The organism is Heliomarina baculiformis, assembly GCF_019966545.1.
Lineage (GTDB): Bacteria > Pseudomonadota > Alphaproteobacteria > Rhodobacterales > Rhodobacteraceae > Heliomarina > Heliomarina baculiformis.
The window spans coordinates 319,710-335,427 of the sequence record NZ_JAIMIC010000004.1 but is presented as its reverse complement, the minus strand read 5'-3'; the positions used below and the strand labels follow the sequence as shown (position 1 = coordinate 335,427).

20 protein-coding genes are annotated in these 15,718 nt (G+C 58.3%); 4 read left to right on the top strand and 16 right to left on the bottom strand.

What is annotated here, in order from left to right; genetic code table 11:
- Positions 1-62: 62 nt before the first annotated feature.
- A complete protein-coding gene (locus tag MF268_RS11525; RefSeq protein ID WP_238371007.1) occupies positions 63-1,454 on the bottom strand; it encodes a 1-acyl-sn-glycerol-3-phosphate acyltransferase in 1,392 nt (463 codons plus the stop codon).
- 357 nt (positions 1,455-1,811) lie between these two features.
- Between MF268_RS11525 and MF268_RS11520 the strand changes: the two genes are divergently transcribed.
- The 3 genes from MF268_RS11520 to deoD all read left to right on the top strand — a co-directional run bounded on the left by MF268_RS11520 (position 1,812) and on the right by deoD (position 4,946).
- On the top strand, positions 1,812-3,776 hold the full coding sequence (locus MF268_RS11520; protein ID WP_238371006.1) for a protein meaA: 1,965 nt from the start codon (positions 1,812-1,814) through the stop codon (positions 3,774-3,776).
- 114 nt (positions 3,777-3,890) lie between these two features.
- Entirely contained in the window at positions 3,891-4,220 is a 330-nt protein-coding gene (locus tag MF268_RS11515; protein ID WP_088634068.1) for an H-NS histone family protein, read from the top strand.
- A gap of 21 nt (positions 4,221-4,241) precedes the next feature.
- Positions 4,242-4,946 carry a purine-nucleoside phosphorylase gene (gene deoD, locus MF268_RS11510; RefSeq protein WP_238371005.1) on the top strand — a complete coding sequence of 235 codons (705 nt, stop codon included), beginning with the start codon at positions 4,242-4,244 and terminating at the stop codon, positions 4,944-4,946.
- 49 nt (positions 4,947-4,995) lie between these two features.
- On the opposite strand, the gene MF268_RS11505 is transcribed toward deoD, so the two are convergent.
- The 15 genes from MF268_RS11505 to MF268_RS11435 all read right to left on the bottom strand — a co-directional run bounded on the left by MF268_RS11505 (position 4,996) and on the right by MF268_RS11435 (position 14,972).
- Complete coding sequence (locus MF268_RS11505) at positions 4,996-5,652, bottom strand: VPLPA-CTERM sorting domain-containing protein (protein ID WP_238371004.1); 657 nt, start codon at positions 5,650-5,652, stop codon at positions 4,996-4,998.
- A gap of 267 nt (positions 5,653-5,919) precedes the next feature.
- Complete coding sequence (locus tag MF268_RS11500) at positions 5,920-6,768, bottom strand: urea carboxylase-associated family protein (RefSeq protein ID WP_238371003.1); 849 nt, start codon at positions 6,766-6,768, stop codon at positions 5,920-5,922.
- 40 nt (positions 6,769-6,808) lie between these two features.
- Positions 6,809-7,003: a hypothetical protein gene (locus MF268_RS11495; protein WP_088634072.1), complete on the bottom strand. Its 195-nt coding sequence runs from the start codon at positions 7,001-7,003 to the stop codon at positions 6,809-6,811.
- A 44-nt stretch (positions 7,004-7,047) separates the two neighbouring features.
- Complete coding sequence (locus MF268_RS11490) at positions 7,048-7,191, bottom strand: hypothetical protein (RefSeq protein ID WP_238371002.1); 144 nt, start codon at positions 7,189-7,191, stop codon at positions 7,048-7,050.
- 116 nt (positions 7,192-7,307) lie between these two features.
- Entirely contained in the window at positions 7,308-7,754 is a 447-nt protein-coding gene (locus MF268_RS11485) for a hypothetical protein (RefSeq protein WP_238371001.1), read from the bottom strand.
- Positions 7,754-8,533, bottom strand: coding sequence for a succinate dehydrogenase iron-sulfur subunit (locus MF268_RS11480; RefSeq protein WP_238371000.1), 780 nt, complete (start codon positions 8,531-8,533; stop codon positions 7,754-7,756). Before MF268_RS11480 ends, MF268_RS11485 begins: the two co-directional genes overlap by 1 nt.
- A 3-nt stretch (positions 8,534-8,536) precedes the next feature.
- The gene (locus tag MF268_RS11475; RefSeq protein ID WP_238370999.1) at positions 8,537-8,818 is read right to left on the bottom strand and encodes a hypothetical protein; all 282 of its coding nucleotides are present in this window, start codon (positions 8,816-8,818) and stop codon (positions 8,537-8,539) included.
- Complete coding sequence (gene sdhA, locus MF268_RS11470; protein WP_238370998.1) at positions 8,818-10,623, bottom strand: succinate dehydrogenase flavoprotein subunit; 1,806 nt, start codon at positions 10,621-10,623, stop codon at positions 8,818-8,820. Before sdhA ends, MF268_RS11475 begins: the two co-directional genes overlap by 1 nt.
- Positions 10,624-10,633: 10 nt before the next feature.
- On the bottom strand, positions 10,634-11,005 hold the full coding sequence (gene sdhD, locus MF268_RS11465; RefSeq protein ID WP_238370997.1) for a succinate dehydrogenase, hydrophobic membrane anchor protein: 372 nt from the start codon (positions 11,003-11,005) through the stop codon (positions 10,634-10,636).
- 10 nt (positions 11,006-11,015) lie between these two features.
- Positions 11,016-11,405, bottom strand: a complete 390-nt coding sequence (gene sdhC, locus MF268_RS11460; RefSeq protein WP_238370996.1) for a succinate dehydrogenase, cytochrome b556 subunit — start codon at positions 11,403-11,405, stop codon at positions 11,016-11,018.
- 273 nt (positions 11,406-11,678) lie between these two features.
- Entirely contained in the window at positions 11,679-12,269 is a 591-nt protein-coding gene (locus MF268_RS11455; RefSeq protein ID WP_238370995.1) for a histidine phosphatase family protein, read from the bottom strand.
- On the bottom strand, positions 12,266-13,297 hold the full coding sequence (locus MF268_RS11450) for a MaoC family dehydratase (protein WP_238370994.1): 1,032 nt from the start codon (positions 13,295-13,297) through the stop codon (positions 12,266-12,268). The genes MF268_RS11455 and MF268_RS11450 overlap by 4 nt, the downstream gene beginning before the upstream one ends.
- Positions 13,297-13,500, bottom strand: coding sequence for a DUF1737 domain-containing protein (locus MF268_RS11445; protein ID WP_238370993.1), 204 nt, complete (start codon positions 13,498-13,500; stop codon positions 13,297-13,299). Before MF268_RS11445 ends, MF268_RS11450 begins: the two co-directional genes overlap by 1 nt.
- Before the next feature lie 20 nt (positions 13,501-13,520).
- The gene (locus MF268_RS11440) at positions 13,521-14,066 is read right to left on the bottom strand and encodes an NnrU family protein (protein WP_238370992.1); all 546 of its coding nucleotides are present in this window, start codon (positions 14,064-14,066) and stop codon (positions 13,521-13,523) included.
- Between the two features lie 51 nt (positions 14,067-14,117).
- Positions 14,118-14,972 (bottom strand): HpcH/HpaI aldolase/citrate lyase family protein, encoded by an 855-nt coding sequence (locus MF268_RS11435; protein WP_238370991.1) that lies wholly within the window; start codon positions 14,970-14,972, stop codon positions 14,118-14,120.
- A gap of 336 nt (positions 14,973-15,308) precedes the next feature.
- Between MF268_RS11435 and MF268_RS11430 the strand changes: the two genes are divergently transcribed.
- On the top strand, positions 15,309-15,626 hold the full coding sequence (locus MF268_RS11430) for a hypothetical protein (RefSeq protein WP_238370990.1): 318 nt from the start codon (positions 15,309-15,311) through the stop codon (positions 15,624-15,626).
- Positions 15,627-15,718: the final 92 nt, after the last annotated feature.

Here is a 15,718-nt window from a genome sequence, read left to right as displayed (position 1 = left end):
CGCAATATTGCAATATGTTTGCGCCATATATTGAAACTTTATGACCCAGCGGGTGCAGAAATTTACTTTGCGCCCGCAGAATAATCGAGAGCTTCCAAAGGCATGAGATGACCGATGGAGTTCGCGTAAAACTGCAACAGATCCTCTTGTCCGGCGCGCACACTGTATTCCCCGTCATCGTTCAGGGTCAGAATTTTGCGCCGGGTTAGGTTGTCGAGGCCGGCTTCGGCCGCGTAGCCGCGATTGTCCCGGGGCAGATGAAGGTTTGACCGTCCGAGAACGCGCGCGACATCACCCATTGCGATTTCGAGCCCGGGGCGGGTGATGCTGCCCTTTTCCCGGATGATCCAGCAGATCAACGGCACCGGTAGAACCGGGACGATGGCACCGATCCTTTGCATCAACTCCTCGGCCAGCGCTTCAAGGCCGATCAATTCCGCCTCGCCTGCAAAACTGCGCAACGACAGAGGTTCCCCGAAACTGACCGCCGCCGAGCCGAAACGGCGATACCGCCCGGTCAACCGCAGCCAGACTTGCCGCAGCACGTTCCGCATCGCCACCCAAAGACCGGCGCGGAACCGGTGCCCTTTGCGATTTGCCGCCGCGATAAGGGTCCGGTCTTCCAGAACACGGTCGTAATTCAGCGAGACGGGGACAAAAACCACGTCCCTGCTCTCGGGTCCGAAGCCATCGGTGATATACTTGAGCAACCCAAGCTTTGGCGCGGACAGCGCACCGGTTCGCGAAAGCCCGCCCTCCGGGAACATCGCCTGTGTCACGCCCGCCGACGTTGCAAGCTGGACATAGCGGGCCAGAATCGTTCGATAGAGGTCATTGCTGGAAGCGCGGCGAATAAAATACGCCCCCATCGCCCGGATAAGCCAGGAAAGCGGCCAGATCCGCGCCCATTCCCCGACCGCGTAGGACAGCGCCGACCGCTCGGCCGCAAGGTAGGTAACCAGCACATAATCCATGTTCGAGCGATGGTTCATCACAAAAACCACCGTCGCATCCGGGTCGATATCCCGAAGAGGGCCGGCTTTGTAATGGCCCAGGCGGACGTGAAACAGAGCGTTGCTCAGCCAGCGCGCCGCGCGGATCGCAAAGCCGAAATAGGCTGTTGCTGAAAAGGCTGGCACGATTTCACGCGCATATCTGCGGGCCTTTTCAGCGGCGACATTCTCGGGAATGCCCTCTTCTGCCGCATGGGCCGTGACCGCGCGCAATACATCGGGATCGTAAGTCAGGCGCTGAATCATGTCATAGCGGCGTGCGAGCTTGAATGGCTGGATCGGTCTTTCCAGCCGTTGGTTCAAACGCGCCACCGCTCTTTCCAGTCGTAACCGGAAAAACCATCGCACCGAGGGAAACAGAAAATGCGATGCAAACGTCACCGCCGCAAAGAGCAGGATCAGGATGAACAGCCAAAGCGGCAAACTGACGGTGGTAGACATAGGAAACTCTTGCCGTCCCACTTCGCATCGGTAAACAGATTTTAGTTTAAGGAAACGGATTAGCCGGGCGTCAGATGCCGTTGCGACACGCGCCCAAGGGCCAAAAGGCAGGCAATCAGGAATTTCCTTGAGCCGGTGCGAGGAAATTCAACTAACGCAGGAATACACTTGCCAATTTCAATGGATACTGCGGGTTCATTTTTGCAGTCTCCATCCGGCGCCCTATCTTCCAGCACAGCTTTTGAAGTCGAACCAATCGACGGGATGCCGCAGCGCGGCGAATTGACATAAGTCGAAGATTTCTGTTTAGACGGTTTTGACGCAACATTATTACCCACCCGACTCGCGAGGCACTTCATGACCCAGACTGAAAAAGACCGTCCTTGGCTGATCCGGACATATGCGGGCCACTCCACCGCCAAAGCATCGAACGCCCTTTACCGCGGTAATCTCGCAAAGGGACAGACCGGCCTGTCAGTTGCTTTCGACCTTCCGACGCAGACGGGCTATGACAGCGATCATGTTCTTGCCCGAGGCGAAGTGGGTAAAGTGGGCGTTCCCGTCGCGCATCTTGGCGACATGCGCACGCTTTTCGATTCCATTCCTCTGGAACAAATGAACACCTCGATGACAATCAATGCCACCGCCCCGTGGCTGCTGGCGCTGTATATTGCCGTGGCAGAGGAACAAGGCGCGGATATCTCCAAGCTGCAGGGAACCGTGCAGAACGATATCATCAAGGAATATCTGTCGCGCGGCACTTACATATGCCCGCCGAAACCGTCGCTGAAACTGATTACCGATGTCGCGGCCTATTGTTATCGGAATGTTCCGAAATGGAATCCGATGAACGTTTGTTCTTATCACCTGCAAGAGGCAGGCGCGACGCCGGAACAGGAATTGGCCTTTGCGCTGGCCACCGCACAGGCCGTTCTTGACGGAATGAGGGAAATCGTTCCCGAAGAAGATTTCCCTACGGTTGTCGGCCGCATTTCGTTTTTCGTGAATGCCGGGATTCGGTTCGTCACCGAAATGTGCAAGATGCGAGCTTTCGTGGACCTCTGGGATGAAATCTGCCTGACGCGATATGGCGTCACGAATCCCAAACTGCGGCGCTTCCGATACGGGGTTCAAGTTAATTCGCTCGGGTTGACGGAACAACAACCAGAAAACAACGTCTATCGAATACTGATCGAAATGCTTGCGGTGACATTGTCCAAAAACGCGCGCGCCCGCGCGGTGCAATTGCCAGCGTGGAACGAAGCATTAGGTCTGCCGCGTCCTTGGGACCAGCAGTGGTCTATGCGAATGCAGCAAATTCTCGCCTATGAGACAGATCTTCTCGAATACGACGATTTATTCGACAATAACCCCGCAATTGATGCGAAAGTTGCCGAATTGAAGAAGAACGCTCGTGCTGAATTGGACAATCTCGAAGGCATGGGCGGCGCGATCTCTTCGATCGAATACATGAAATCGCGTCTCGTCGACTCCAACTCGGACCGGCTGAACCGGATCGAATCCGGCATGACAACGGTCGTTGGCGTCAACAAGTTCACCACAAGCGAGCCTTCCCCGCTCATGAGCGAGGACGGCGGGATCATGACCGTCGATCCCGCCACCGAACAGGACCAGATCGATCGCCTGAATGAATGGCGTGAAACCCGTGACGAGAACGCCGTGAAGAGCGCTCTGGAAGGACTCAGGGCGGCTGCGACATCAGGCGCGAATATCATGGAACCCTCTATTATTGCAGCCAAAGCTGGCGTTACCACTGGCGAATGGGCGGAAGAGATGCGCCGGGCTTTTGGCACCTACCGCGGACCCACTGGGGTCTCTGCCTCGCCCTCCAACAAGACCGAAGGGCTGGACGAAATCCGCGCGGCCGTGGATGCGATCAGCGACACGCTCGGGCGCCGTCTCAAATTCCTTGTGGGCAAACCCGGCCTCGACGGACATTCAAACGGCGCCGAGCAAATCGCCGTTCGAGCCCGCGACAGTGGCATGGATATAACTTATGACGGCATCAGAATGACGCCGGAGGAAATAGTTGACGCGGCGTCAAAACAAGATGCGCATGTAATTGGCTTATCAATTTTGTCAGGAAGCCATCTTCCTTTGGTTGAGGATGTAATTGAGCGGCTCAAAGCCAAAAAAATGAGCCACATTCCTGTGATCGTGGGCGGCATTATTCCCGATGAGGATGCCGAGAAACTTATCAAAATGGGAGTTTCGAAAGTTTATACGCCCAAGAATTTCGAGCTTAATACAATCATGATGGATATTGTTGGCTTGGTTAACCATTCGTTAATAGCGGCATAATATTTCTTAGATCGTAAAAAAAAGACGTGTATCCCGCGATTGAACGTTATATTAACGTCATATGTGTCAAGTATTGACGCCAATTAGCGTCAATGCAGAGTTAAGGATGGTTACATGGCTATTGATCTAACGACGATGTCGCGCAAGGAACTTCTGAAATTGCGCGATGATGTCGAGAAGGAATTGACGCTTGTTGAAGAGCGCGAACGCAAAGAGGCACTGAAAGCAGCCCAGGATGTGGCAGCTCAATACGGCTATTCCCTTTCGGAACTCGCCGAAGCGGCTGGCAAAAAAGGCCGCGGCAAAGGCAAACGTTCCAAAACCGGGCCGAAATACCGCAACCCGGATGATGCCGAACAGACATGGTCGGGACTAGGCCGGAAACCGCAATGGTTCCATGATGCGCTTGCAAATGGTGTCGACATGAAAGACCTTGAAATCTGATAATAATATTCGGATTTCGAAATGACGATACACATCGGCGCTCAACCGGGCGATATTGCACAGACAGTGCTGTTGCCCGGCGATCCTTTCAGGGCCAAATGGGCAGCCAGCACGTTTCTTGACGATGCGCGCCTGGTAAATGATGTGCGGGGTATGCTGGGTTATACCGGCACCTGGAAAGGGAACCCCGTCACCATACAGGGAAGCGGCATGGGCATGCCTTCCCTGTCAATCTACGTAAATGAACTCATCCGCGACTATGACGCTAAGACCCTGATCAGGATCGGGTCCTGCGGCGCAATGCAGAATTCGGTGAAGGTTCGCGATGTCATTATCGCAATGACGGCCAGCACGATAAGCACGCCGTCACGCGGAATCTTCCGCGAATTGCAGTTCGCACCCTGCGCTGACTGGTTCCTGCTGTCATCCGCCGCCAAGGCTGCCGAGGCCAAGGGCACCCGCACCCATGTAGGCGGCATTTATTCTTCTGACACATTTTACGACGAGAGACCGGACCTGAACGAGGAAATGACCCGCCACGGTATTCTCGGCGTCGAAATGGAAGCGGCGGAGCTATACACGCTTGCAGCGCGCTACGGACGGCGCGCCTTGGCGGTGCTTACCGTTTCTGACCATCTTCTGACCGGTGACGCGCTGCCCTCGGATCAGCGTGAGACCAGCTTTGGCGATATGGTCGAGATCGCCCTGCAATCAGCCTTTGAATAGAAAACAGCGACCCAAATGGGTCGCTGTCATCACGGGCATTTAATGCCGATCAGGATTTCGACTTGCGGCGCCGCATCGCTGCCAAACCGCCGAAACCAGCCAGCATCAGCCAACCAGCCGCCGGAAGCGGTACCTGAGCACCCGGGTTCGGGTTGCCCGGGCTTTCGCCCGCCGTCGTGATCACCGACTTGGCAAGGGTCACGATCCAGCCAGCGGTCAGCACGTCGATATCCATCCAGAGTTTCAGACCGGTCTCAACATCGTCGAAAAGAGCCGTATCAAGGGTAAACTCGGTGAAGGAATAGGCGTTATCCTGACCGGTCAGCGCCCCGATCAGCAGCCACTCGCCAGCTCCGCCATTGCCCGCAGCGTCATACCCAAAGATATTGTCGACTTCACAGGCACCACTGCCGCAAGCGTCATCAACGTCGTAATTCGACACGTTCAGTTTGATTTCACTCGAGGAACTGGCCCCTGGAATGGCATCATGCATCCAGCCCCAGTCTTCACTTGAGCCCCGGTAATAGGGGCTGTCCGTCGGCGAATTGCCGGGCGGGATGAAATAGTTGGAGTTCGAACTCGACCCACCGAAGTCGACCAGAGCGGCCGCGTCCGTGTAGTCGTAAGTATCGACTGCGGCGCTTGCCATGCCTGCCGACAATGTCGTGGCCAGGAGGGCAGCTAGAGTTACTTTTAACTTCATCATATTAAAACTCCGAAAACGTACAATATTAGGTCACATGCACGTACAGCTTGCCTTATTTTTGCCTGAATTCAAAATAGTTTCCCGCATTTGGACATGGGGCAGAGCGTCCGCACAACCCTGAAAGAAAAATAAAAACAATGATTTCAAACTGTTGATGGAAAATGAGGTAATAAGTTTTTTCTTGCCCCCGCTCAGACCTGCCCTCGCGAAGCTAACAATTCAAAGCAAATTTGAATCAGAACCGGGTTTAAGGACCAAATGTGGGCGCTAACTGATTCCGTGGCTGCCCTTATAGGCGCTTGGCGCAGGTTGCTCCCAACCAGCCAAGTCATTGGCAGCCGGAGCAAATATCTCGACATGCAGAGGATGGCACGCTGCCGAGTCGCTTGAATGTTCTGCGCTGCAATCTCCGCCGGGACAGGCGCTGAGCGATCCGATCAGATCAATCTCAGCAAAGAATTCCAGGTAATCGCCGGGCCGCACCGGGCTGGCTTTCATGAAGTACTGGCCGGTATCCCGGGTGAACCCCGTACACATGAAAACGTTCAGCACATCGTGCACGTGGGTCTCGGCGACCTCCGGGGGCATATCCAGAAAGGCGGACAGACTGCGCGTCAGGTTCGAATGGCAGCAGTGATGATAGGAGCTCCCGGACAGCAGTGCGCCGGTATAGGGGTCGCAACGCGTTCCGATCACATCATGAACAGAACCACCGAACTCATCGATACCGTACCAGTCCAGCGTGTCCTCGATGATCGTCGCCATCGGCCGCATATGCGGAAAGCTCGACCAAAGACGATCCCCGGTGCTGACATGCGTGCCGTGCAGCGCGCGGGTCTTGCCGGAATAGAACCTTTCGGAAAGGTCATTCGCGTTCCAGAGGTTGAGATCGCCAACCTGCGGCCCCTCCACCGAAGAGATCCGAAAGAAATGCCCGGCAGGAACCCGAAAGCAGCGCGCATCCCGGGGCGGCACCAGAACCTCGCCCGTCGACACAGCCCCTGCCCTTGCCGCGCTGTAAAGCGCGAGGTCGGGCTTCGGCAGGGTCTCGGTCGGGTAACAGATCACCGGCGCAATCGCGCGGCGGGCCTCTGCGTCATCAGGTATATCATTCATGCCAGCACGTTGCGTTGAAACAGCCAGCACCGCAAGCCCGTCACGTTTTCAGACAGGTTTGCGGCGGTTTGCCCGTGTCGCTCATGACTTCGGCACCGCATGCCGCGCAGCGGAAAAAGCTTTGCTCTTCCGTATCGCGCCGTTTGTCCATACGCCACCGGCAACCGCGGGTTTCGGGGCGCGAATAAATCATGATCAAAACAAGGGCGACAATAAAGATGATGGGATAGATCATATCCTTTCCCTATCCCCTTTCCTGCCCGAATTGCAAAACCCGGATCAGGCAACTTCGGCGTAATCGAAAAGGTCGGGCTCGCGTGTTTCAGCCTCGGCTTTCTCGACCGGGGTGAAATAGCCCCAGGCGTCTTCAAGCAACGCGAGCGCACGTTGGGCGGGGGTTTGGTTCTGATCGTCTTCCAGCATGGGAGTCTCTCCTGGACGTATGTTCCCCCCTGCCCCCGATGTAATCCTACAGCGAGCGAATGACCTCCGATGATACCGAAAACACGCCATGCAACTGGCGCAAAGCTTACCCGAGGTTAGTTCAGCCGCCAGACCTGCAAGGTCTCTGTATCCACCACCCAATCCACCGTCAGCGTTGGACAACAGCGCGGATCATTTGGACCCGGCATCGTCGCCTTGAGCCGCACCTGACCGGGGTAGAAATTCGCCTCGCGCGGGTTCGATCCATATACCTCGACCGGGCCGATAGAATGCCAACCATCGGGTTTGCGCTTGAACAGCCCGACATTCAGCATCAGAGCGTTACCGCCCCCGCGATTGTCAAAGTAATGAAAGATCACTGCGGTTTCCGCGACGCCGGGATCGGGATTATCCGAAAACAGGATCGGGGCGCTGTCGCCGGGCCGGACATCCAGCACCTGTGCGGTCAGCGGAGAGATGAAGCTCCAGTCCTGCGCGAGGGCAGAACCGGAAAAAAGGGAGAACGCCAGCAAAAGTCCTGCCAGCGTTCCCCGCGTCAACATCAGACGGCGCGCTCCACCATCATCTTTTTGATCTCTGCGATCGCCTTGGCCGGGTTCAGCCCCTTGGGGCAGGTCTTGGCGCAGTTCATGATCGTGTGGCAACGATACAGCTTGAACGGGTCTTCCAGCCCGTCCAGACGCTCGCCCGTGGCCTCATCGCGGCTGTCGATGATCCAGCGATAGGCGTGCAGCAGCGCTGCTGGCCCAAGGAAACGGTCGCCATTCCACCAGTAGCTCGGGCAGGCGGTCGAGCACGAGGCGCACATCACGCATTCATACAACCCGTCGAGCTTCTTACGGTCCTCGATGGACTGCCGCCACTCTTTCGCGGGGCGGTTCGTCTTTGTTTCGAGCCACGGCATGATGCTGGCGTGCTGGGCATAGAAATGCGTCAAGTCCGGGATCAGGTCGCGCACCACCGGCATATGCGGCAGCGGATAGATCTTTACGTCGCCTTTCACCTCGTCCAATCCGTAGATACAGGCCAGCGTGTTGATCCCGTCGATGTTCATCGCGCAGGAGCCGCAGATACCTTCGCGGCAGGACCGGCGGAAGGTCAGCGTCGGGTCGATCTCGTTCTTGATCTTGATGAGCGCGTCCAGAACCATCGGACCGCACTTGTCCATATCAAGGAAATAGGTGTCGACCCGGGGGTTTTCCCCGTCATCGGGCGACCAGCGATAGATGTCGAACTTGCGCACGTTCGTCGCGCCCTGAGGCTTGGGCCATGTCTTGCCCTTTTTCATGCGCGAATTCTTGGGAAGTGTCAGTTGTACCATGTCCTACAAACCTTTCGCACGTACGCAGGCGTTGGCTTTATCCGCCTGAGCCTGTGTCACCGTGTCCGACGCTTCAACCTCTGCCGAGAGGGCGCCAGCGCTGTTCCTCACCAGATTGGTGGTAACCGGGCCGCTGATGCCCGCCTCGGCAACGCAGGCACGGAATGCGGCTGCTTTCGCTTCGCTTTCCGGCGAAGAGCCACAGGCCGAAACCATACCAGCCAGCACGAATGCGCCAAGAAGAGAAACGCGTTTTGTATCAAGAACCAGAGATTGGATCTTCATCAGAATGTCCTTTCTTTGGGTGCGATCTTTTTCAGCGAGATGCCGCCTTCGGCCTCTGTGCTGAGCGGATCCTTGATCACGTCGCGGTAAGTCAGCTTGACGTTTTTGCCGTCGAGATGCGCAATCGTGTGCACCCGCCAGTTTTCGTCGTCGCGGGCTGAGAAATCCTCGTGCGCATGGGCGCCGCGGCTTTCCTTGCGGGCCTCGGCCCCGGCGATGGTCGCCAGCGCGTTTGGCATCAGGTTGGTCAGCTCCAGCGTTTCCATCAGGTCCGAGTTCCAGACGAGGCTACGGTCCGTGACCTTTATATCGCTCAGCTTGGCCGCGATGGCATCCATCTTCTCGACGCCTTCGGACAGCGTTTTCGACGTCCGGAAAACCGCCGCATCCGCTTGCATCGTCCGCTGCATCTCAAGCCGCAGCTCTGCCGTCGGCACGGCGCCATCGGCGTTGCGGAAATGATCAAACCGATCAAAGGCCGCATCCACGCTCGCTTGGTTCAGCACCGGGTTCTTGCTTGACGGATCGACAACCTTACCGGCCCGGATCGCAGCCGCGCGGCCGAACACCACGAGGTCGATCAGCGAGTTCGAGCCCAGACGGTTCGCGCCATGCACGCTGGCACATCCCGCCTCACCCACGGCCATCAGACCCGGCACAATGGCGTTCTTGTCACTTTCGGTCGGGTTCAGCACTTCGCCCCAGTAGTTGGTTGGAATGCCGCCCATGTTATAGTGCACGGTCGGCAAAACCGGGATCGGTTCCTTGGTCACATCGACACCGGCAAAGATCTTGGCCGATTCCGAGATACCCGGCAGCCGTTCCGCCAGCGCTTCGGCAGGCAGGTGGCTCAGGTTCAGGTGGATGTGGTCGCCATGTTCGCCAACGCCACGGCCTTCACGGATCTCCATCGTCATAGAACGCGAGACGTAATCGCGCGGCGCGAGATCCTTGTAGGTCGGCGCATAGCGTTCCATGAAACGCTCGCCTTCCGAGTTGGTGAGATAGCCGCCTTCGCCACGTGCGCCCTCAGTAATCAGGCAGCCCGAACCGTAGATGCCGGTCGGGTGGAACTGCACGAATTCCATGTCCTGCAGCGCAAGACCGGCGCGCGCCACCATACCGCCACCGTCACCGGTGCAGGTATGGGCCGAGGTCGCGCTGAAATAGGCACGACCGTAACCGCCGGTCGCCAGCACCACCATCTTGGCGTTGAAGACATGCATGGTGCCATCGTCGAGCTTCCAGCAGACGACGCCCTGACACTGCCCGTCCTTGGACATGATCAGGTCGATCGCGAAATACTCGACGTAGAATTCCGCTTTTTGCTTCAGGCTCTGGCCGTAAAGCGTGTGCAGGATCGCGTGGCCGGTCCGGTCTGCCGCCGCACAGGTCCGTTGCACCGGGGGGCCTTCGCCGAATTCGGTGGTGTGGCCGCCGAACGGGCGCTGGTAGATCTTGCCTTCTTCGGTACGCGAGAACGGCACACCGTAATGTTCCAGTTCATACACCGCCTTGGGCGCTTCGCGGGCGAGGTATTCCATCGCATCCGTGTCGCCCAGCCAGTCCGAGCCCTTGACGGTGTCATACATGTGCCACTGCCAGTTGTCCGGACCCATGTTGGACAGCGAAGCGGCGATCCCGCCCTGCGCCGCAACCGTGTGCGAACGCGTCGGGAAAACCTTGGTCACGCAGGCGGTGCGCAGCCCCTGCTCGGCCATGCCGAGCGTCGCACGCAAGCCCGCGCCACCGGCGCCGACAACTACGACGTCATATTCATGCGTCTCGTATTCGTATGCGGCCATTTTAGTCTCCTTACAGGGCGAGCTTGATCAGCGCATAGACGGACACTGCGATGATGGCATAGGCCACGCAGGTAACGGCGATGATCGTAATGCGGCCCGTGAAGCCGTGAACATAGTCCTCGATCGCCGTCTGGGCGCCGGACTTAAAGTGAAGCATCCCGACCCAGATCGTCAGCGCGGCGACGATGGCGGGGAACGGACGGCTGTAATAGGCAGTGACCTCTTCATAGGTGCCGCCCAGCGCCGAGCCAAAGGTAAAGACGAACAGCGGCACCAGAACGATCAGCGCGATAGAGCTGATCTGCATATGCCAGTGATGGCTGGTTCCGGATTTGGCCGAACCAAGGCCAACGGCGCGCTTGCGGTCGGTAATATAACGCATCTGGGCCTCCTTAAACGATGATGACGGTCAAGAGCGTCAGGACAACGGATCCGCCGATGACGACCCAGCCCAGCTTGTCGGCGGTTTCCATCTCGAGGCACAGCCCCTGATCCCAGATCAGGTGCCGGACGCCCGCCAGCGAGTGGTACCAAAGCCCCAGCACAGAGAAGAACATGATGACATCGCCGATAAACGACGTGACGAACCAGTCAGCGCGGTTGAAAGCGGTCTCGGACGTGGCGGCGGCGATCAGCCACCAGGCGATCATCAGCGCGGCCACGATCATCGCGTTTCCGGTGATACGGGTCAGGATGGAAGTGACAGAGTTGAGCTGAGGCCTGTAGTATTTCCCCAACATAAAGGGTGACAGCGGGCGATTGCCCCGATTGACATCGGCCATCTTGGCTCCTTTCAGGTTGGCTGCCCCCGTTAATAATGGATTTTTGCGCCGTGTCACGCGGATGCATCCATAAAAGGCGCGGTTTTTTGGCGCGGTCGGCAATGTTTCCACAGTTTGTGATCACGAAGTTTTCCGCTGTGATCACACTAGAGCGAATTGCGCCCGTTTCGAGGCGACTCGCTAAATTCTTACTGAAAATCTGAGAATTACACAGAATGATGGAACATATTCAGTTGCAGGCATCGCCTTGGCTGCCCCCGTAACTACCACCGATCAGAGCGCATCCAGCTGCTCCATCGGCGCCCAGCCTGCCTCGACCGCGCGGATTTCGGGATCGAACCTGTACCAGTTGCCGCCACCCTGCTGATCGTGGCCCCGACTGATCGGTTTCCCGGCCAGCGCGCACCATAAAAGCGTCCCCACCGCCCCATGCCCAACAAAGACAAGACGCTCCTCGGGGACCATGCGCACGACCTCATCCACTTCGCGCAGAACACGCTTTTGCGCCGCCTCGGCGGTTTCCCAGCCGCGCATAGACTCTCCGGGCCAGGCAAAGAATTGATCCGCAACCTGCTCGAATTCCTCGCGCGGGAGGTACCCTGTCGACGACCGGTCGTTTTCGTGCATGTCCGGGCGCGTGATAACAGGCTTACCGCTCCGAACAGCCAGCGGTGCGGCGGTTTCCAGCGCCTTTCGCTCGGCGCTCGAAACCACCTGCGCACCACAGAGGCCCTGCAATCGGGTAGCAAGCGTCTCGGCCCGCGCCAGACCAACGGCGGAAAGAGACCAGTCAGTCACCTCTCGCGCCGGGTCGATGTCGACTTCCGGGTGGCTCAGATAGATCGCCCGGAACCCTTTGCTCACAGCGGCATCAACGCCCAGTAGTCGAGATCAAGCAGCACCTCGGGCAGGTATTTGCCATCCTCACCTTTCAGCTTGAACGGCGCGCCGCCTTTGGTCGCGACCAGACGCAACCGGATCGCACCGACACCCGGCGCGCCTGTCTCGGCCTTGTCCAGAACTTCGGACCACGCCTTTACCGTATCGCCCGCGAAACACGGATTGGCATGGGCGCCGCCGTTCAGCCCGACGATCATCTGCGCATTGGCCAGCCCGTTAAAGGACAGTGCCCGCGCCATCGAAATCACATGCCCGCCATAAATCAGCCGCTGCCCGTCGGGCCGGAAGGTCGCGTCGAAATGCACCTTGGCCGTGTTCTGCCACAACCGCGTGGCGATCATGTGCTCGGCTTCCTCGATGGTCACCCCGTCCACGTGGTCGATGGTCTCTCCGATCTCGTAATCGCCCCAACGGTGCGGTTCACCCGCCAGCGCAAAATCATAGCCGCTGAAATCCAGCCCCTCGGGGATCACCAGATCCTCCGGTGCCACCACCTTGCTCAAATCCGGCACCACCGTCTCGGGCGCGGGCGCGTCGAGGTCGTTCTTGCGCACCATCACCCAGCGTACGTATTCCATGACGGTCTCGTCCCGCTGGTTCACACCGCGAGAGCGCACGTAAACCACCCCGGTCTTGCCGTTGGAGTTCTGCTTGAGCCCGATTACCTCGGATTCCGAACGCAGCGTATCCCCCGCCCAGACCGGTTTCAGCCAGCGCCCCTCGGCATAGCCCAGGTTCGCCACCGCGTTCAGCGACACATCCGGCACGGTTTTGCCGAACACGACGTGAAACGCGGCCAGATCGTCGATGGGGCTTGCCGGAAGACCACTGGCGCGGGCGAATTCATCCGAAGAATAAAGCGCATGCCGCGCCGGATAGAGCGCATGATACAACGCGCGCTCGCCTCCCGAAACAGTACGCGGCACCGCGTGGGTCAGCACCTGACCAAGCTGGTAATCCTCAAAGAAACGGCCCGGATTGGTCTTGGCCATCACTGCTCTCCCAACTTGATGTCCGGCGTATAGGTCCCGTCCACCTCTTTCGTCACCGCCTGACCGCAACGCATCGACCCCGTTGCCGCATCATGCGCATAGGTCGGGGAGCCGTAGAGCTCCCACCCCTTGTTCAAGGCGTCAGTAACCTTGTGGCAAAAGGCCGACGTGTCGTTTTCGCTGAGAAAGCGGTAAAGTTTCATTCAGATCTCCTGATTTCGGGTCACCCGAAAGGGTTATAGCCAAGCAACATGTGGATCACGGCGACGACGGCAAAGACCACCACACCGCCCACGATGGCCATGATTTCCTTGCGGTTCGGTGCAGGTTCCGGCGGTGTCCACGCGGGTTCGGTGCGGTTGATAAGGACCATTGTCACAATCGCCCATGCCAGCAGCCCGCCCCAGAGAACGAAAGACGGCGTGTCCCCGTTGACCAGCAAATGCCCCACGCACCAGAGCGAAAAGCCAATGAGCTGCGGATGCCGCGTCAGGCGCGTAACGCGCGTTTTCATGCCCGAGGCCGCGAAAAGGTAGAACGCCACCAGAACCAGCAGGTTGTTGATGCCGGTCATCGCCGGGCTGCGCCCCCAATAGAAGGCGCCATCCGCGGCGCGATACCCAATCACCATTAGCACGACCGACAGGAGCAGCGCGATTGCAATCGGACCCTTGCCCTTTTCCCCCATGCGCGCCCGCGCCTCAGGCGCGATGAACTTGAACAGATGTGCTAGCGCCCAGAGAAGGACACCGAGAATGAGGATGAGCATGGCTTACTCCGTAAAGCGGCTGGGAAAATGTGAATCTATTTCACATAGCCCTTATTGCGCCATCGCCGCAATAGCCTCGGCTTTGGCCAGTGTCTTTTGAGCGGTTTCCACGTGCAGGTTCTCGACAATTCTTCCGTCGACCACGGCAACGCCCTGCCCCGACTTGTGCGTTTCCTCATAGGCCGAGATCTGACGCCGGGCGAGGTCGACCTCTTCTTCCGAAGGCGCAAAGGTCCGGTTGGTCACATCGACCTGCGCCGGATGGATCAGGGTCTTGCCGTCAAAGCCCATGTCGCGGCCCTGGATACATTCTTCTTCCAGCCCGTTTTCGTCGAGATAGGCATTGAACACGCCATCCACGATGATCAGCCCTTCGGCCTTGGCCGCCAGCAGGCAAAGCCCCAGCGCCGTAATCATCGGTTCACGGTCGGCCCGGAACCGCGTCTGCAATTCCTTTGCAAGGTCATTGGTGCCCATCACCATGCCTTGCAATTTCGGATGTGCGGCAATTTCACCTGCGCGCAGCATCCCGCGCGGCGTCTCCATCATTGCCCAGATCGGCAGATCGCCGGTGATCTCCGCCAAAGCGTCCAGATCGGCAGCGCTGTTCACTTTGGGCAGCAAAACCGCGTCGACATCCATTTCACGTACCGCTTCTGCATCCGCCTTGCCCCAGGGCGTGTCGAGCCCGTTGATCCGCACGATCCGCGCCCGGTTCCCGTACCCGCCGTCCGCAATTGCCTTGGCCAGAACCGCGCGCGAGGCGTCTTTTTCCTCGGGTGTAACCGCGTCCTCGAGATCGAAGATGATCGCGTCCACCGCCAGACCCCGCGCCTTGTCCAGCGCGCGCTCTTTTGACGCCGGAATATAAAGAACGGAACGATAGGGGCGGTTCATCGGGTCCATACTGGCCTCCAAAGGTCATAATATTGCGTGGAAAGGGACATTTTTTTACGGAAAGTTCAAGGTGTAATGCGCCGCGACGCAGCAATTGAACCAAATTCTTCCTATTTGAAGGCGTCCGGCCGGCGGGAATTCAAAAGAACGGGCGCTCGATTAACCATTTCTCAGCCCGACTCGCCCTAGATTTTCTTATCGGATCCGGAAATTCGGCATCGGCTGACCTGCCCCCTTTCAACAGGCACCGGATTCAAAAGCATACAAACTGGGCTTTTCCGCCCGGCACACCGGGCGACCGGCGTGCCAGTCCGGATCGGCACGACTCATGGATAGGTATAGAAGATGAAAAACGCATTCTTCCCGCTGGCGATCACCGCCATCACCTTGGCGTCGGCGGCCGAAACCGCCCAGGCGCAACAAACCCGTAATTGCGCACCGCGTGAGGTTGTCGTGGGCCGCCTTGCAGGTGGGTATGGCGAAACCCGCCAAAGCATGGGACTCGCCGCGCGCGGTTCCGTGGTCGAAGTTTTTGCCTCGGACGAGACCGGCACGTGGACGATTACCGTGACCAACCCCGCCGGCGTGACCTGCCTCGTCGCCTCCGGCCAGTCATTCGAGGCTTTGGCCGAGGCGCTGCCCCCGAAAGGCAATGACGCCTGAAACAGGCGTTCCTTCCGGCTGGCGCGGCTCTGGCGCGCCGCCAGCGGAACTCAACACGACACCCCACGCTGAAAGTTCAGTCCACACAGGCT

Excerpts from the sequence above, each read along its gene's own strand:
- MF268_RS11525 (WP_238371007.1), bottom strand. The coding sequence starts at position 1,454 with ATGTCTACCACCGTCAGTTTGCCGCTTTGGCTGTTCATCCTGATCCTG.
- MF268_RS11520 (WP_238371006.1), top strand. The coding sequence starts at position 1,812 with ATGACCCAGACTGAAAAAGACCGTCCTTGGCTGATCCGGACATATGCG.
- MF268_RS11515 (WP_088634068.1), top strand. The coding sequence starts at position 3,891 with ATGGCTATTGATCTAACGACGATGTCGCGCAAGGAACTTCTGAAATTG.
- deoD (WP_238371005.1), top strand. The coding sequence starts at position 4,242 with ATGACGATACACATCGGCGCTCAACCGGGCGATATTGCACAGACAGTG.
- MF268_RS11505 (WP_238371004.1), bottom strand. The coding sequence starts at position 5,652 with ATGATGAAGTTAAAAGTAACTCTAGCTGCCCTCCTGGCCACGACATTG.
- MF268_RS11500 (WP_238371003.1), bottom strand. The coding sequence starts at position 6,768 with ATGAATGATATACCTGATGACGCAGAGGCCCGCCGCGCGATTGCGCCG.
- MF268_RS11495 (WP_088634072.1), bottom strand. The coding sequence starts at position 7,003 with ATGATCTATCCCATCATCTTTATTGTCGCCCTTGTTTTGATCATGATT.
- MF268_RS11490 (WP_238371002.1), bottom strand. The coding sequence starts at position 7,191 with ATGCTGGAAGACGATCAGAACCAAACCCCCGCCCAACGTGCGCTCGCG.
- MF268_RS11485 (WP_238371001.1), bottom strand. The coding sequence starts at position 7,754 with ATGTTGACGCGGGGAACGCTGGCAGGACTTTTGCTGGCGTTCTCCCTT.
- MF268_RS11480 (WP_238371000.1), bottom strand. The coding sequence starts at position 8,533 with ATGGTACAACTGACACTTCCCAAGAATTCGCGCATGAAAAAGGGCAAG.
- MF268_RS11475 (WP_238370999.1), bottom strand. The coding sequence starts at position 8,818 with ATGAAGATCCAATCTCTGGTTCTTGATACAAAACGCGTTTCTCTTCTT.
- sdhA (WP_238370998.1), bottom strand. The coding sequence starts at position 10,623 with ATGGCCGCATACGAATACGAGACGCATGAATATGACGTCGTAGTTGTC.
- sdhD (WP_238370997.1), bottom strand. The coding sequence starts at position 11,005 with ATGCGTTATATTACCGACCGCAAGCGCGCCGTTGGCCTTGGTTCGGCC.
- sdhC (WP_238370996.1), bottom strand. The coding sequence starts at position 11,405 with ATGGCCGATGTCAATCGGGGCAATCGCCCGCTGTCACCCTTTATGTTG.
- MF268_RS11450 (WP_238370994.1), bottom strand. The coding sequence starts at position 13,297 with ATGGCCAAGACCAATCCGGGCCGTTTCTTTGAGGATTACCAGCTTGGT.
- MF268_RS11445 (WP_238370993.1), bottom strand. The coding sequence starts at position 13,500 with ATGAAACTTTACCGCTTTCTCAGCGAAAACGACACGTCGGCCTTTTGC.
- MF268_RS11440 (WP_238370992.1), bottom strand. The coding sequence starts at position 14,066 with ATGCTCATCCTCATTCTCGGTGTCCTTCTCTGGGCGCTAGCACATCTG.
- MF268_RS11435 (WP_238370991.1), bottom strand. The coding sequence starts at position 14,972 with ATGGACCCGATGAACCGCCCCTATCGTTCCGTTCTTTATATTCCGGCG.
- MF268_RS11430 (WP_238370990.1), top strand. The coding sequence starts at position 15,309 with ATGAAAAACGCATTCTTCCCGCTGGCGATCACCGCCATCACCTTGGCG.